Consider the following 15,012-nt stretch of genomic DNA (forward strand, 5'->3'; position numbering starts at 1 on the left):
TCCGGCCATGCCGATCCGCACCGTCTCGACGGCGACGGTCGCGACGCGTGGCTGGCGGTCGTGGTCGCGCCGGCTCGCCCGGACCTGGCGTCGCTCGCTGCGGTTCCGGACGCTCGCGGTCACCCTCGGCGCGACGGCCCTGACCATCACCGTCGCCCTCGTGTGGATGTCGCTGGCGATCCAGAACGATCTGTTCGAGTCGCGCACGGCGCAGATCATGGCCGAGGCGCAGCGCGCGACGGCATCGGCGCAGTCGACGCTGGATGCCGCGGAGGTGGCCGGAGACGTCGTCGCGATCGACAACCTCATGGAGAGCGTCCGGAACTCGGTGCAGCGGCTCTCGTCGACCGACCGCATCGCCGCGTTCCGCATCTCGTCCGAGCCCTCACCCATCGCGCCGCAGGACTTCGACTCGACGGGGCTGCCGGCGGAGCTGGTCACCGACCAGATGCGCGCCCGGGTGCAGAGCGACGGCGAGATCCAGTGGTGGCAGTCCGTCGGGTTCACGACGACCGACGGGGGGACGGTTCCCGGCATCGTCGTCGGTCAGCAGATCCTCCTGCCCGAAGTGGGGGCCTACGAGCTGTACCTGGGCTACGACCTGGGGAGCGAGTCGCAGACCCTGCAGTTCGTGCAGATCACCCTGTGGATCGTCGGTCTCGGCCTCGTCGTGCTCATCGGAGCCATCTCGTGGATCGTGCTGCGGTCGGTGACCGAGCCCATCGCCCGCGCCGCCGAGAGCAGCTCGCAGCTCGCCGCGGGCGATCTCGAGGTGCGGCTGCGCGTGCGGGGCGAGGACGAGTTCGCCGTGCTCGGACGATCGTTCAACGCCATGGCGGACAGCATCGAGGCTCAGATCAAGGAGCTCGCCGAGCTGTCGCAGGTGCAGCAGCGGTTCGTCTCCGACGTCTCGCACGAGCTGCGCACACCCCTCACCACCATCCGGCTCGCCTCCGACATGCTCAACGACCGACGCGACGGCTTCGACCCCGCCGCCGCGCGGGCGGCCGAGCTGCTGCACGATCAGGTGCACCGCTTCGAGGTGCTGCTGACCGATCTGCTCGAGATCAGCCGGTACGACGCCGGCTCGGTGCAGCTCGAGACCGAGCCGACGAGCATGACCCAGCTCGCCGAGGACGTCATCGCCTCGATGGCGCAGCTCGCCGAGCAGCACGGCAGCGACGTCCGTCTCGTCGCCCCGGGCGGGTATTCGCCCGTCGAGATGGATCCCCGCCGCGTGCGCCGCATCGTCCGCAACCTCCTCGGCAACGCGATCGAACACGGCGAGGGGCGGCCCATCGTCGTGAGCGTCGACAGCGACGCCTGGGCCGTCGCCCTCGGGGTGCGCGATTACGGGCTCGGGATGCGGCCGGCCGACGCCGAGCGGGTGTTCGACCGGTTCTGGCGTGCCGACCCGTCGCGCCGGCGCACGATCGGGGGCACCGGACTCGGCCTGTCGATCGCGCTCGGCGACGCGCGGCTCCACGGCGGGACGCTCGCGGTGTGGTCCGAGCTCGGCCGCGGCACGAACTTCGTCCTCACCATCCCGCGTCGCAGCGATCGCCCGCACGACCACTCACCGCTGCCGGTGGACCCGGGGGAGGACGGCGTGCTCTTCGACGACCTCGGCCTCACGCAGCCCATCGCCGTCCACCGTCCTTCGAAGGGCACGTCGTGACCCGTCTGCGTTCGATCCTCGCCGCGCTCGTCGTCGGTGCCGTCGCCGCGCTCGCCGGCTGCACCGGGCTCCCCACCGGAGGTGCGGTCGTCGCGGGCGATCCCATCGGCGAGGAGGCCGGCTCGGTCGACTTCTCGTTCCTGCCCGATCCGCCGCCGCCGGGAGCGACGCCCGAGCAGATCGTCTCCGGCTTCCTCGCGGCCGGGTCCGGACCGCGCGAGGACTGGCTCACCGCCCGCCAGTTCCTGGCACCCGACGCGCGCGGTTCGTGGCAGCCCACGGCTCGCGCGACGATCGACCTCCCCGGTCAGCGCGTCGTGACGCAGGGCGAGGACGGCGCGGTGAGCGTCAGCGTGACCCCTGAGGCGATGGTCGACGCGACCGGGGCGCTCAGCGCGTCCGACGGCGGGTCGCTCCCGCTCAGCTTCCGCCTCGTCCAGGTCGACGGCGAATGGCGCATCGCCGAGGCGCCCGACGGTGTCGTTCTCGATCGCGCGCGCTTCCAGGCGGTCTTCCGTGAGTACTCGGTGATGTACTTCGACCCGACGTGGACCTACCTCGTTCCCGATCGGCGCTGGTTCCCGGCCACGAACGCGGCCACCCACATCGCTGAGGCGCTCATCGACGGCGAGCCGAGCCCCTGGCTCGCGGGTGCGGTCGTCAGCGCGTTCCCCGACAGCCTCGAGCTCGCGACGCGCGCCGTACCCGTCGACACCGGCGTCGCGCAGGTGCCGCTCGCCTCGTCGGCACTCGCGATCGGTCCCGATACGCGCAATCGCATGCAGGCGCAGCTGGAGGCGAGCCTGCAGTCGGCGGGCATCCTCGGCGCGCAGATGCTCGTCGAGGGCGAGCCCGTGACGGCGCAGGCCGTGCCGGTGCGCTCGACGCGCGTCGACGTCCGCCCGCTCGTGCTCACGGACGAGGGCTTCGGATTCCTGTCGGGCTCGGAGCTCGAGCCGATCCCCGGGATCTCGGATGCCGTCGTCGACCTGCAGCCGCTCGCGATCGAGGTCGACCCCGATCGGGCGTCCGCCGCGGTGCGCACGGGCTCGGGGGCGGCGGCGCGCGTCCGCAGCGACGGATCCGTCACGATCGTCGATGAACGCGCGGGGCTCGTCGATCCCACGATCGATCCGACCGGCTACCTGTGGAGCGTGCCGGCCGGCTCTCCCGCGGGACTGACGGCCTTCTCGCCCGAGGGCGTCGCGATCCCGTTCGCCGACGCGTGGCCGGGGGCCTCGCAGATCTCGGCGATCGAGGTCTCGCGCGACGGCACGCGCATCGCCGCGCTCGTGCGCGACGGAAGCCGTCCGGCACTGTGGGTCGCCGGCATCCTGCGCGACGACGAGGGCGTCCCCGTCGGTCTCGGCGATCGCGAGGTCCTCGCGACGCTCCCGGGGGCGGGGCTCGACGTCACGTGGATCGACGGTTCGACGGTCGCCGTGCTCGCGCAGGAGGCGGACGGCGACGTCGTGCTCTCGCAGTCGGTGGGCGGGTTCGGCGACTCCGTGTCGGCGCCTCCCGGAGCCGTCTCCATCGCCGGGAGCCCGCAGCTGCGCGCCGTGCGCCTGCTCGACGAGGGACGCACGCTGTACGCTCAGAAGGGACAGACCTGGCCGGCGGTGACGGGCGGTATCCGGGTCCTGGCAGCTCAGCAGGGCTCGCCCGGCTGATCCCTCACGAGTCCCTCACCAGTTCCTCTTCAGTCCCTCCCCATGAGGCGGCCTCAACGCGCTGATCCCCGCCCGGGGTGGTGCCGACGGGTTCCGGCCCGCGGGGGAGTCCAGCATGGCGGGATGCCGTCACGCGCCGCATCCCCGTCTCCGGGTGACCGGGTGGAGACGTTCGTCGCGGCGGTGTCGGAGGCGCTGGCGGACGCGCTCTCGCTGGTGCTGCCGGTCTGGTGCGCCGGATGCGACGCGAGCGGGCGCATCCTCTGCCGCGCGTGCGCCGCGGTCCTGGAGAGCGAAGCAGCGACCCACCGCACCGTCGGAGGCCTGTCCGTCCGCAGTGCGCTGCGGTTCGAGGGCGTCGCCGCCCGCGCGATCCGCGCGCTCAAGGAGGACGGACGGACCTCGCTCGCGCGACCGCTCGGTGCACTCCTGCCTCCGCTCGTCCGCCGAGCCGGGTGGGACGATGCCGTGCTCGTGCCGCTGCCGACCTCGCGCGCCGCGTTCCGCCGCCGCGGGTATGCGGTGCCCGAGCTGCTGGCGCAGCGCAGCGGCTTGACGTCGCGCCGGATGCTGCGCGCCGGCGGCTCGACGGCCGATCAGCGGCTGCTGGGCGCCGACGAACGGGCTCGGAACGTGCGCGGGACGATCACGGTGCGCGGCGCTCTCCCCGACGCGCCACTGGTCCTCCTCGACGACGTCGTCACGACGGGCGCGACGCTCGACGAAGCGCGCCGGGCGCTCGAGAGCGTCGGGGGTCGCGTCGTGGGGGCGGTAACCGTAGCAGAAACGCCGCGGCGGTTTTCACCGGCGGTTCGTCAGTGACAACGCGACGCGTCGCCGCTAGCGTGGGGGAGACCAAGGCGAACGAAGGTCCGCCCTTGAACCGGGCGGACCGGAGCAAGGAGGTCAGGATGGAAACCAGCATCACCGGCGTAGGAGTCGGGATCACGGACCGCTTCCGCACGGTGGCCGAAGAAAAGTCCACCCGCATCGAGACGCTCGCATCGCGGGCGCAGCGTTTGGACGTGAAGGTCACCCATCGGGCGTACCACAACGGCCGGATGGACGACGAGACCGTCGAGCTCACGCTCACCGGCAAGGGTCCCATCGTGCGTGCCGAGGCGACCGACGGCGACAAGTTCGTCGCGCTCGACCTCGCCGTCGACAAGCTGGCCGAGCAGCTCCGGCGGGCCAAGGACAAGCGCGTCGACGCGCGGAACCATCCGCGCGGGGCCAAGCTCGACAAAGGCACCGGCTCCCTCGCCGGCATCGACGTCGAGCCCGCATCGGTCGAGGTGCTCCGCGCCGTCGCGACCGGTGAGATCCCGATCATCGGCGAGACTGCCGACGACGAGGAGTACACCCCCGTCGTGATCCGCACGAAGGAGTTCGGCGCCGAGTGGATGACCGTCGAAGAGGCCGTCGACCGGATGGAGCTGGTCGGACACGACTTCTTCCTCTTCATCAACGCTCGCACCGATCACCCGAGCGTCGTCTACCGCCGCAAGGGGTGGGACTACGGAGTGATCTCGCTCACCGCCGCCGCTCCGCCGGAGGCCGAGCTGGCGTCATGATCTGACGTGCGAAGAGGGGGATGCCGCGGCATCCCCCTCTTCGCACGTCCGGCGCCGTCGGGCGGAGCCGGCTCGGAATCAGTCGAAGATGCCGTCGAGCATGCTGCCGATCACGAGACCGCCCAGGATGCCGCCGACCATGTTCCCGCCGCCGCCGCCGCGACCGCCGCCCCAGCCGCCGCCGCCGGGTCCGCCCCAGCCGTCGTTCGGGCGGGATCCGTCGATGTCCCGTTGTGCCAGCTGGAGCGCCTCACCCGCGAGGGCGGCGCAGCGACGCGCGTCCGCCAGCGCCTTCTCGCGATCGTCCTCCGCGATGGGACCGGCGGGGGAGAGCCCGAGTCGCAGACTCTCCGCCTCGGCGAGCCGGGTGCGCGCGTCGGCGCCGATCCAGCCGCGGTGGCCCGCGATCACGCTGCGGGCCACCGCGAGCTGACGATCAGCGTCGTCGATCGCGTGGCGCACGTGCGATTCGGGCGGGATGGGCCGGGCGGCGCGTTCGCGTGCCGTGTCGACGGCTGCGTCCAAGCCGGCGTTCTTCTCGCGCAGCACCGACAGCTCGGCGAAAGGGTCGCTCTTCGATCCCGCGGGGCTGATCTGGGTCAGCGCCTGCTGGAGCTCGGCCATCGCCGTCTTGACGGCCGGCGTCTGCGGCGCGGTGCGTGCCACGACGAGGTCCTCGCGCGAGTCCGCGACGACATCGGCGAGGGTCGACTGCGCGCGCAGCGCTTCGACCTCGAAGTCGTCGACCGCGTCGAGCAGGGTGCGCGCCCGGCGCACGGCCTCGGTCGCGGTCTCGAGCGCGATGTTGGCGGGGCCGCGCTCGCCGGCGGCGCGGCGGCGCTCCGCCACCTCGGCGCCGTGCTGCGCGAACTCGAGGAGACCGGCGGCCTCGTCGGCGTTGCCGCCCACGCGGGCGACCGCGTCGGGGTGGTACCGATGCGACACGCGCTCGATGACGGTGCGGGCGGGGGCGACGCGCTCCTCGAGGACGGCGACGTCGCGTCGGACACCGGCGAGGATCTCCGGCGCGCGTCGGGCGCGCTCGATGGACTCCTCGAGGGCCGCGGTGCGGTCGTCGAGAAGATCCTCGGCCCATTCGCACAATTGGACGATCCGCGCGTTGCGCGTCCGCACCTCTTCGGGAGTGTCGGGGATTTCGTCGTGATTGAGCTGCTTGAGGTGGAACGCCTCGCCGAGGTGGTGCCGCACGGCGGCGATCGCCTCGCGCAGCGATGCGGTGGCGTCCTCGCCGAGCTCGGCCTCGGCGAACACGGCCTCGTCGCTCGTGACGCGCAGGCGCTCGTCGGCGGCGACGAGCGCCACATCGGCTTCGTGTGCGAGGGTGGCGTCTGCCGCGGCGGCTTCCTGCTCCTCGCGCTTGCGTCTGCCCCAGAACCCAGCCATGGCACGATCCTACGTGGCCCGGTGCGTACGCGTCCGGGACCGACCGCGTCCGCTCGCAGTTCGGAGGCGACGCAAAGGTCACAGCCGGATAACATGGCTCCATATGCCCGTGCGTCGCGCTCGGGCGCGGCCGGTGACAGCGCCGGCGCACCCGACAGATGGAGATCCTTCGTGGCCAACCCTCTCGAGAAACTGCTCCGCGCCGGCGAAGGGCGGATCCTGCGCCGCCTCCAGCAGATCGTGAAGGCGGTCGGCGCGCTCGAGGACGACTACGCGCACCTGAGCGACGACGAGCTCCGCGGTGAGACCGCCGAGCTCCGTGCCCGCTACGAGGGCGGCGAGACCCTCGACCGATTGATGCCCGAGGCGTTCGCGGCCGTCCGCGAAGCGGCGAAGCGCACGCTCGGACAGCGCCCCTACGACGTCCAGGTCATGGGCGGCGCCGCGCTCCACCTGGGCAACATCGCCGAGATGAAGACCGGTGAGGGCAAGACGCTGACGGCGACCTTCGCGGCCTACCTGAATGCGATCGCCGGACAGGGCGTGCACGTCATCACGGTCAACGACTTCCTCGCCTCCTACCAGTCCGAGCTGATGGGGCGCGTGTACCGCGCCCTCGGCATGACGACGGGGACGATCGTCTCGGGTCAGACGCCCGAGGTGCGCCGCGAGCAGTACGCGGCCGACATCACCTACGGGACGAACAACGAGTTCGGCTTCGACTACCTGCGCGACAACATGGCGTGGCGCCAGGAGGACCTCGTCCAGCGCGGTCACTTCTTCGCAGTGGTCGATGAGGTCGACTCGATCCTCATCGACGAGGCGCGCACGCCGCTCATCATCTCGGGTCCGTCCTCGGGGGAGGCGAACCGCTGGTTCGTCGAGTTCGCGCGCATCGCCACGACGCTCGAAGCCGGTGTCGACTACGAGGTCGACGAGAAGAAGCGCACGGTCGGCGTCCTCGAGCCCGGCATCGAGAAGGTCGAGGACTACCTCGGCATCGACAACCTCTACGAGTCGGCGAACACTCCGCTGATCTCGTTCCTCAACAACTCGATCAAGGCGCGCGCGCTGTTCAAGCGCGACACCGACTACGTCGTGATGAACGACGAGGTGATGATCGTCGACGAGCACACCGGCCGCATCCTGGTCGGCCGTCGGTACAACGAGGGCATCCACCAGGCGATCGAGGCCAAGGAGGGCGTGCCCGTCAAGGCCGAGAACCAGACGCTCGCGACGGTCACGCTGCAGAACTACTTCCGTCTGTACGACAAGCTCTCGGGCATGACCGGTACGGCCGAGACCGAGGCCGCCGAGTTCATGTCGACCTACAAGCTGGGCGTCGTGCCCATCCCCACGAACAAGCCGATGGTCCGAAAGGATCAGCCCGACCTCGTCTACAAGAACGAGACGGCCAAGTTCGCGCAGGTGGTCGAGGACATCGTCGAGCGCCACGCCGAGGGGCAGCCGGTCCTCGTGGGCACGACGAGCGTCGAGAAGAGCGAGTACCTCTCCCGCCAGCTCGCGAAGAAGGGCGTCAAGCACGAGGTGCTCAACGCCAAGAACCACGCGCGCGAGGCCGAGGTCGTCGCACGCGCCGGGCGCCTCGGCGCGGTCACGGTCGCCACGAACATGGCCGGCCGCGGTACCGACGTCATGCTCGGCGGCAACGCCGAGTTCCTCGCCGTGCAGGAGATGAAGGCGAAGGGCCTCGATCCGGTCGAGACGCCCGACGAGTACGAGTCCGCGTGGGACGAGGTGTTCTCGGCGGTGCGGGCGACCGTCGCCGAGGAGGCGGCGAAGGTCGTCGAGGCGGGCGGTCTGTACGTCCTCGGCACCGAGCGTCACGAGTCCCGCCGTATCGACAACCAGCTGCGCGGCCGCTCGGGTCGTCAGGGCGATCCGGGTGAGAGCCGCTTCTACCTCTCGCTCACCGACGACCTCATGCGCCTGTTCCAGTCCGGCGCCGCCGAGGCGATCCTCGCGCGGACGAACTTCCCCGAGGACGTCGCGATCGAGTCGTCGATGGTCTCGCGCGCCATCAAGAGCGCGCAGGCTCAGGTCGAGGCGCGCAACGCCGAGATCCGCAAGAACGTTCTGAAGTACGACGACGTCCTCAACCGCCAGCGCGAGGCCATCTACACGGACCGCCGCCAGATGCTCCACGGCGACGACCTGTCGGAGCGCGTCCAGCACTTCGTCGAGGATGCCGTGAGCGCCGTGATCGACGACCACACCTCGTCGGGACACACCGAGAGCTGGGACTTCGACGCCCTGTGGACCGAGCTGAAGACGCTGTATCCCGTGGGTGTCACGATCGACGAGGTCGTCGCCGAGGCGGGCAACAAGGGCCGCATCACGGCGGATGTGCTCAAGCGCGAGCTGCTCTCGGACGCGAAGATCGCGTACCAGAAGCGCGAGGAGACCCTCGGCGAGCCCGCTATGCGCGAGCTCGAGCGCCGCGTCGTGCTGCAGGTGCTCGACCGCCGCTGGCGCGATCACCTCTACGAGATGGACTACCTCAAGGACGGCATCGGCCTCCGAGCGATGGCCCAGCGCGACCCGCTCATCGAGTACCAGCGCGAGGGGTACGAGATGTTCCAGTCGATGATGGGGCAGATCAAGGAGGAGTCGGTCGGCTTCCTCTACAACCTCGAGGTCGAGGTGCGCTCCGCGGAGAGCGGCGACGTCGAGGCCAAGGGACTCGGTCCGGCGCCGATCGAGACCCAGAAGCTCGAGTACTCCGCGCCCAGCGACACCGGGTCCGGCGAGGTCGAGGTCCGCAACGATCGCGGTCAGGTCCAGAAGGCCGCGACGGCCAAGGCTCGTCAGCAGGTCGCCGAGCAGGATTCGCCGGCCGAGGACTCTCGCGGTTCGTTCGGCCAGCGGACGGGCGTGGCAGAGGATGCCGCCGACGCGAGCAACCGCGCGGCTCGGCGGGCCGCGGGCAAGAAGAAGTGACAGTCGCGCCGAGCTCGATGCTCGCGAGGAGGCGCGGCATCCGCGGGATCCGCTGACGCGATCACCGAAGACGGACATCGGGGGGCCGGGGATGCCGGATCATCAGAGCATGGAAGAGCTGGTACGCGCCCTCCGCGGTGCTCTGGTGACACGCTTCGGAGATGGCGTCTCCGCGTTCCGCGTGCAGGAGATGTCCGAGGGCGACCGCCCGTGGCTCGCGGTTCGCTTCGTGCTCTACGACTACTGGGTGATCGTGTTCACCTACGACCGCGGGGCGTTCGGATTCGGGATCGATCACGGGGGTGTCGCGGTCCGGCTGCTCGGCTCGCATGAGCTCAGGACGAGCGCGATCGACGACCTGCCGAGTGTCCTGGAGGCGCTCGATGAGCGCGTGCGTCTGCGAATCCCCGACAAGTACCTCGACCGGTTCGGAGGCTCCGGAACGGTCGCAGTCGTGAGCGCGGCAGGCGCGCCGGATACGTTGGGGGTCATGAGTGATGTGAAGAGCGTTCCGACCGCCCGCGTCCGCGAAGTCGTCGAGGTGTTCGAGCGAGTGGAGTGGCCCACCGAGCGCGGCGCCCTGACGCCCTTGGTCCTCCCGCTGGGGTGGACGGTCGACGCCGATCGTGCGCGCGGCGTCGACTTCGCCACCGGGTACGACATCGACTCGCCTCGTGCCTCCGCGCTCATCGTCGACGGTGCCGTTGGTCAGGTGAACATCGATCTGACCGACCGCATCCGCGATGCCGACGCGGTGCAGAATCGCGCGTTCGCGGACGTCGCGCGACGGCTGCGCGACGAGCTCGTCGCTCAGCTGGGCCCACCCGCCCGCGAGAAGAGCGGCGACGATGCCCGGTACACCTGGGATCTCGACAACGGCGGACGCGTGGCGATCGCGAAGCTCGATCGTGTCGTCCAGCTGATCGTCCTGCAGAAGCGCTACGCCGAGATCGAGCGCGCTGAGGAACGTCTCGGCTAGAGGCAGCGGGCCACCGGAGGGCCATTGGCACGGGGACCTCGCGGATATCCTGATCGCATGAACCGCCGTACCCTCGATCAGTCATCGAAGCTCAAGGACGTCCTCTACGAGATCCGTGGAAGCGCCCTGGCCGAGGCCGATCGTCTCGAGGCGGACGGCCATCGCGTCCTGAAGCTGAACACCGGCAACCCCGCGACCTTCGGTTTCGAGGCGCCGTTCCAGATCGTGCGCGACATGATCGAGTCCGTGCCGCACGCCCACGGCTACAGCGACAGCCGCGGCATCCTCTCCGCGCGTCGCGCCGTCGTCTCCCGTTACGAGGAGGTGCCCGGCTTCCCGCACGTCGACCCCGACGACGTCTATCTCGGCAACGGGGTCTCCGAGCTCATCACGATGACGATGCAGTCGCTCCTCGACGAAGGCGACGAGGTCCTCATCCCGGCGCCCGATTACCCGCTGTGGACCGCCATGACGAGCCTCGGGGGAGGGAAGCCCGTCCACTACCTCTGCGACAGCGAGAACGGCTGGGAGCCGGATCTCGAGGACATCCGCGCGAAGGTCACGCCGCAGACGAAGGCCATCGTCGTCATCAACCCGAACAACCCCACCGGCGCGGTCTACAGCCGGGAGGTGCTGCAAGGGATCGTCGAGATCGCACGAGAGCATTCGCTGCTGCTGCTCTCGGACGAGATCTACGACCGCATCCTCTACGACGGGGCGACTCACATCCCGCTCGCGACCCTCGCGCCCGACCTGCTGTGCCTCACCTACAACGGACTCTCGAAGACCTACCGCGTGGCCGGATACCGCTCCGGGTGGATGGTCATCACGGGTCCCAAAGCACACGCGAAGGGTTTCCTCGAGGGTATTCAGCTGCTCGCCTCGACGCGGTTGTGTCCGAACGTACCGGCGCAGTACGCCGTGCAGGCGGCTCTCTCCGGGGTGCAGTCGATCGAGGCGCTCGTCGCGCCGACGGGGCGGCTCCACGAGCAGCGGGATGCCGCGTGGCAGGGTCTCGAGCGCATCCCGGGCGTGACGTGCCACAAGCCGGCGGGGGCGCTGTACGCGTTCCCGCGCCTGGATCCCGAGGTCTACGAGATCCACGACGACGGCAAGCTCGTCTACGACTTCCTCGTTGCCGAGCACGTGCTGCTGGTGCAGGGGACCGGCTTCAACTGGCCCGAGCCCGACCATCTGCGGATCGTGACGCTTCCCGAGGCGCGCGTGCTCACCGAGGCGATCGAGCGGCTCGGCAACTTCCTCTCGTCGTACCGGCAATAGGCCGTCGGGCCGCGCCCCCGGCTCGGGTCAGAGGAGGGCGAGGGACGTCGCGCGCCAGCGTCCGTCCAGACCCTCCAGACGCATCGCGACGGCCCGCGTGCGCACCGGCGTGCTCACGACGATGACGGATTCGATGATGCCGTCGGCGGGCTCGCACGTGCGCACCGACACGATCGAGTGCACCGGCCGCGTCGGCGTGACCTGGCGCGCGCTGCGCGCTCGGGCGGCGAGGTTCGCGCGGGTCACGAGTACGCGATAGGGGTCCTCGGCGAGCCATCGTGCGAGCTGCTCGACTTCGCGCACGCCCGCGAGCACCTCGAGCATCCCGCGGGTGAGGTTCCGCAGCAGCGGCTCGGGGTCGGGAAGATCGGCTGTCGCGGTCGGCTGCGGGGCGAAGTACTCGGCGACGGCGAGCGTGGCGCCGATCCTCGGGTAGCTGTGGGCGGAGCCTTCCATCATCGAGGCCATGACGAACCCTCCCTCATCCGCTGACTGAATCTGCCGACGAGTACAGCACAACGCCAGATCTGGCCGTATGAGAAACCTCACATATGTGGAGAGAACACGCGGCAGCGTCGTCCTCCGCCTAGGGTCGCGCCGTGCGTTGGGAGAGATTCTTCGAGAACCTGGAGCAGCAGCTCGACTCGGAATGGGAGGCCGAGCGGGCTGCCCTCGACACCGAGGCGGAGCGTCTGCGCATCGCGCGCCTCCCGCTGAGTCACCGCGTGCTCCGTCTCGCCGCGGACGGCGCGGAGGCGCCGATCGAGGTCTCGGTCGAGGTGCGTCCGGACATCACGCTGCGCGGGTGGATGACCGGAGCCGGCGCCGACTGGCTGACGGTCGACTCCCGACGTCGTCACGGCGCAGCGCTCATCCCGCATGCTGCGATCCTGGCGCTCGGCCTCGCGCCGACCGACCTCCTGCGCAGTGCCCGTGCGTCCGCCGGCGGATCGAGCGTTGCGGCGCGGATCAGCTTCGGCTTCGTGCTCCGCGATCTCGCGCGACGGCGGCAGGCCGTACGGGTGCACACCGATCAGGGCGCCGTGATGTCGGGGACGATCGACCGCGCCGGCGCCGACCACCTCGATCTCGCCCTGCACGAACCGGATGCGCCTCGTCGGCCGTCAGCCGTGTCGGGACACCGCACGGTGCCGTTCGCGGCCATCGCCTGGGTCGGCTTCGACGCCCCGCCCGCGTGAGAGACGTCCGCGGGCTGGCGGGCGAGGTCACCCTCGACGGCCGCGGCCCCAGAGCTCCGGGAAGCTGGCGACCTGCGACTGCTGCCACAGCGCAGATCTGCGGGCGTCCTCGACCTGATCATCGAGGTAGTCGCCGACGCTCGCGGCCTCGATGCGCCAGCGCGCCGGCGAGCCGACCCGCGCACCGCGCAGGCGCCCGTCGAGCACGAGGGCGACGACCTCGTCGACCTCGATCTGCAGCATCTCCGCCACCTGCGACGGCGTGAGCATGCGCGGTTCCTGGGGAGTGTCGGGAGTGGCACCGTGGGGGGTGTCGGACATGCCCTCCATTATGTGCGGACCGGCCGACGCCCCGAACTCCCCTTGACAGGCTGTGGACAGTCGCTTCGAGGCGGAGCGGCCTCCGCGACCATGAGCCGTATGCCTGCTCCCGATGTCGCCCGTCCTCGCCCGTTCTGGTCCGATGTCCGATTCCTCATCGGCATCGCCCTCGTGGTCGTCTCCGTCGCCGGGGTCTGGCTGGTCGTCTCCGCGGCTCGGCAGACGGTTCCGGTGTTCGCCGCAGCGCGGACGATCGCCGGCGGCGAACGCGTCGACTCCGACGATCTGCGGGTCGTCGAGGTCGCTCTCGGCCCGGTCGCGGGCGCGTACGCGACTCCCCGCACCTGGCAGCCCGGCGCCGTGGCCACGCGCACGATCGCAGCCGGCGAACTCGTTCCGGCCGACGCGATCGGCGACGAAGCCGATCTCGACACGACGACGGTGGTGGTCGAGACGACGGGGGCGGTGCCGGCCGAGGTCGCCGGCGGAGCCGCGGTGGAGGTCTGGGCGGCGCCGAGGCAGGACGCCGGGACCTTCGGCGAACCACGCATCCTGCTGCGCACCGCGACCGTGCTCGCGGTGCGCGAGGACGACGCCCTGCTCGCTCGCGCGGCGGCGTCGCTCGAACTGATCGTCGACCGTGACGATGTGGGCCCCGCGCTGGCGGCCGTGGCGGCGGGGGACGCCATCTCGGTCGTGCCCGCGGTCGGTCGCTGATGCGCGTCGTGGTCGCGATCCCCGGCGGAGATCGTGCGGCACGGCGCCTGCGGGGCGCGGGACACGACGTGCGGATGATCGTCGCCGCCGAGGCGCCCGCCCGGGCAGCAGCGGATGCGCTGGCCGGCGGTGCAGCGGCCGACCTGCTCGTGGAGCTCGCTCGCGCCGACGTCCTCATCGTGTCGGGCGCCCGGTCGAGCCTCACCCCGCCGCTGGTCGCGGCGTGCGATCGCTGGGGTCTGCGGATCGTCGCCTGGTGCGCTCGCGACTCCGAACGTCGCGGCGCGGAGTCCTTCGGCGTCGCGACGGCCGCGGCCGACCTCGACGTGGTGGCAGCGCTGGACGCGCAGCCGGCGACGCGGCCGGCCGTTCGCTCGCAGGGGCGGAGCATCGTGGTCTGGGGTCCGGCGGGCTCGCCGGGTCGCACCACCCTCGCCGTCGAGCTCGCCGGCGAATTCGTCCGCGACGGTCGGCGCGTCGCCCTCGCGGACGCCGATTCGCACGCTCCCGCCCTCGCCCTCGTCACCGGGATCACCGACGAGGGTCCGGGCTTCGCCGCCGCCTGCCGCCGCGTCGATCGGGACGAGCTCACCGCGGCGGAGCTGACGCGGATCGCCGAGCCCCTCGGCGATGTCGAGGTGCTGGCGGGGATCAATCGGCCGAGCCGCTGGCCCGAGCTGTCGGAGGCGCGTGTCACCCGGGTGCTCGCCGCCGCGCGGGACTGGGTCGACGAGATGGTCGTGGATGTCGCGGCTCCGCTCGAGCGGGACGAGGAGATCGTCAGCGATCTCGACGGTCCGCGCCGCAACGCCGCGACGCTCGGCGCGCTCGCGGCGGCCGACCTCGTCGTGGCGGTCGTCGCGGCCGACCCCGTCGGGCTGTCGCGCTTCGTGCGTGCGTACCCCGATCTGCGCGCGGCCATCGGCTCGACGGAGGTGCGGGTCGTCGTGAACAAGGTGCGGGCCTCCGCGGCCGGCATCGACGCCCGAGCGCAGGTGCGCCGGACCCTCGAGCGGTATGCCGGCATCGATCGCTGCTGGTTCGTGCCCTGGGATCCGCGAGCGACGGATGCCGCGCTCCTTAGCGCGCGGCCGATGTGGCTCCATGCTCCCCGAAGTCCGATTCCCGCGGCCATCCGCAGGTTCGTCGGCGAGGCGATCGTCCCCCCTCCCGCCGTCGCTTCGCGGCGGAGACGGGCGCCGGCCTCCGGCCCGTAGTCTTGTCA

General features: G+C 71.1%; 13 protein-coding genes. 10 read left to right on the forward strand and 3 right to left on the reverse strand.

Features of this window, described 5'->3' with window-relative positions; translation table 11 throughout:
• Nucleotides 1-7: 7 nt before the first annotated feature.
• From mtrB to hpf, 4 genes are all read left to right on the forward strand, one after another.
• Nucleotides 8-1,678 carry an MtrAB system histidine kinase MtrB gene (mtrB, locus tag F6B42_RS11455; RefSeq protein ID WP_150419837.1) on the forward strand — a complete coding sequence of 557 codons (1,671 nt, stop codon included), beginning with the start codon at nucleotides 8-10 and terminating at the stop codon, nucleotides 1,676-1,678.
• Nucleotides 1,675-3,351, forward strand: a complete 1,677-nt coding sequence (locus F6B42_RS11460) for an LpqB family beta-propeller domain-containing protein (RefSeq protein WP_150419838.1) — start codon at nucleotides 1,675-1,677, stop codon at nucleotides 3,349-3,351. The genes mtrB and F6B42_RS11460 overlap by 4 nt, the downstream gene beginning before the upstream one ends.
• 123 nt (nucleotides 3,352-3,474) lie before the next feature.
• On the forward strand, nucleotides 3,475-4,173 hold the full coding sequence (locus F6B42_RS11465) for a ComF family protein (protein ID WP_191089348.1): 699 nt from the start codon (nucleotides 3,475-3,477) through the stop codon (nucleotides 4,171-4,173).
• An 89-nt stretch (nucleotides 4,174-4,262) separates the two neighbouring features.
• The gene (gene hpf / locus F6B42_RS11470) at nucleotides 4,263-4,925 is read left to right on the forward strand and encodes a ribosome hibernation-promoting factor, HPF/YfiA family (RefSeq protein ID WP_150419839.1); all 663 of its coding nucleotides are present in this window, start codon (nucleotides 4,263-4,265) and stop codon (nucleotides 4,923-4,925) included.
• A gap of 78 nt (nucleotides 4,926-5,003) precedes the next feature.
• Here hpf and F6B42_RS11475 read toward each other — a convergent pair whose 3' ends face one another.
• On the reverse strand, nucleotides 5,004-6,329 hold the full coding sequence (locus F6B42_RS11475; protein ID WP_150419840.1) for a hypothetical protein: 1,326 nt from the start codon (nucleotides 6,327-6,329) through the stop codon (nucleotides 5,004-5,006).
• Between the two features lie 171 nt (nucleotides 6,330-6,500).
• Here F6B42_RS11475 and secA point away from each other — a divergent pair, with 171 nt between their 5' ends.
• The 3 genes from secA to F6B42_RS11490 all read left to right on the forward strand — a co-directional run bounded on the left by secA (nucleotide 6,501) and on the right by F6B42_RS11490 (nucleotide 11,550).
• Nucleotides 6,501-9,290 carry a preprotein translocase subunit SecA gene (gene secA, locus F6B42_RS11480; RefSeq protein WP_150419841.1) on the forward strand — a complete coding sequence of 930 codons (2,790 nt, stop codon included), beginning with the start codon at nucleotides 6,501-6,503 and terminating at the stop codon, nucleotides 9,288-9,290.
• A gap of 109 nt (nucleotides 9,291-9,399) precedes the next feature.
• Nucleotides 9,400-10,269, forward strand: coding sequence for a DUF6301 family protein (locus F6B42_RS11485; RefSeq protein ID WP_150419842.1), 870 nt, complete (start codon nucleotides 9,400-9,402; stop codon nucleotides 10,267-10,269).
• Between the two features lie 57 nt (nucleotides 10,270-10,326).
• Nucleotides 10,327-11,550 carry a pyridoxal phosphate-dependent aminotransferase gene (locus tag F6B42_RS11490; RefSeq protein ID WP_150419843.1) on the forward strand — a complete coding sequence of 408 codons (1,224 nt, stop codon included), beginning with the start codon at nucleotides 10,327-10,329 and terminating at the stop codon, nucleotides 11,548-11,550.
• A gap of 27 nt (nucleotides 11,551-11,577) precedes the next feature.
• Here F6B42_RS11490 and F6B42_RS11495 read toward each other — a convergent pair whose 3' ends face one another.
• Nucleotides 11,578-12,018: an Rv3235 family protein gene (locus F6B42_RS11495; RefSeq protein WP_223878467.1), complete on the reverse strand. Its 441-nt coding sequence runs from the start codon at nucleotides 12,016-12,018 to the stop codon at nucleotides 11,578-11,580.
• A gap of 131 nt (nucleotides 12,019-12,149) precedes the next feature.
• On the opposite strand from F6B42_RS11495, the gene F6B42_RS11500 reads away from it, so the two are divergent.
• Entirely contained in the window at nucleotides 12,150-12,749 is a 600-nt protein-coding gene (locus tag F6B42_RS11500) for a hypothetical protein (RefSeq protein ID WP_150419844.1), read from the forward strand.
• A 27-nt stretch (nucleotides 12,750-12,776) separates the two neighbouring features.
• Here F6B42_RS11500 and F6B42_RS11505 read toward each other — a convergent pair whose 3' ends face one another.
• Complete coding sequence (locus tag F6B42_RS11505) at nucleotides 12,777-13,019, reverse strand: helix-turn-helix domain-containing protein (RefSeq protein ID WP_150420261.1); 243 nt, start codon at nucleotides 13,017-13,019, stop codon at nucleotides 12,777-12,779.
• Nucleotides 13,020-13,169: 150 nt separating this feature from the next.
• Here F6B42_RS11505 and F6B42_RS11510 point away from each other — a divergent pair, with 150 nt between their 5' ends.
• Together F6B42_RS11510 and F6B42_RS11515 are read left to right on the forward strand one after the other, a co-directional pair.
• Nucleotides 13,170-13,787, forward strand: a complete 618-nt coding sequence (locus F6B42_RS11510; RefSeq protein WP_150419845.1) for an SAF domain-containing protein — start codon at nucleotides 13,170-13,172, stop codon at nucleotides 13,785-13,787.
• Nucleotides 13,787-15,004, forward strand: coding sequence for an AAA family ATPase (locus F6B42_RS11515; RefSeq protein ID WP_150419846.1), 1,218 nt, complete (start codon nucleotides 13,787-13,789; stop codon nucleotides 15,002-15,004). The genes F6B42_RS11510 and F6B42_RS11515 overlap by 1 nt, the downstream gene beginning before the upstream one ends.
• The last annotated feature ends 8 nt before the right edge of the window (nucleotides 15,005-15,012 follow it).

Origin of the sequence: Microbacterium radiodurans (genome assembly GCF_008710705.1) — a bacterium.
In the GTDB taxonomy this organism is placed as follows: domain Bacteria; phylum Actinomycetota; class Actinomycetes; order Actinomycetales; family Microbacteriaceae; genus Microbacterium; species Microbacterium radiodurans.

Bases quoted from the DNA above. Each gene is read 5' to 3' on its own strand.
- F6B42_RS11490 (WP_150419843.1), top strand. From the start codon at position 10,327: ATGAACCGCCGTACCCTCGATCAGTCATCGAAGCTCAAGGACGTCCTC.
- mtrB (WP_150419837.1), top strand. From the start codon at position 8: ATGCCGATCCGCACCGTCTCGACGGCGACGGTCGCGACGCGTGGCTGG.
- F6B42_RS11515 (WP_150419846.1), top strand. From the start codon at position 13,787: ATGCGCGTCGTGGTCGCGATCCCCGGCGGAGATCGTGCGGCACGGCGC.
- F6B42_RS11505 (WP_150420261.1), bottom strand. From the start codon at position 13,019: ATGCTCACGCCGTCGCAGGTGGCGGAGATGCTGCAGATCGAGGTCGAC.
- F6B42_RS11475 (WP_150419840.1), bottom strand. From the start codon at position 6,329: ATGGCTGGGTTCTGGGGCAGACGCAAGCGCGAGGAGCAGGAAGCCGCC.
- hpf (WP_150419839.1), top strand. From the start codon at position 4,263: ATGGAAACCAGCATCACCGGCGTAGGAGTCGGGATCACGGACCGCTTC.
- F6B42_RS11485 (WP_150419842.1), top strand. From the start codon at position 9,400: ATGGAAGAGCTGGTACGCGCCCTCCGCGGTGCTCTGGTGACACGCTTC.
- F6B42_RS11465 (WP_191089348.1), top strand. From the start codon at position 3,475: ATGCCGTCACGCGCCGCATCCCCGTCTCCGGGTGACCGGGTGGAGACG.
- F6B42_RS11495 (WP_223878467.1), bottom strand. From the start codon at position 12,018: ATGGCCTCGATGATGGAAGGCTCCGCCCACAGCTACCCGAGGATCGGC.
- F6B42_RS11510 (WP_150419845.1), top strand. From the start codon at position 13,170: ATGCCTGCTCCCGATGTCGCCCGTCCTCGCCCGTTCTGGTCCGATGTC.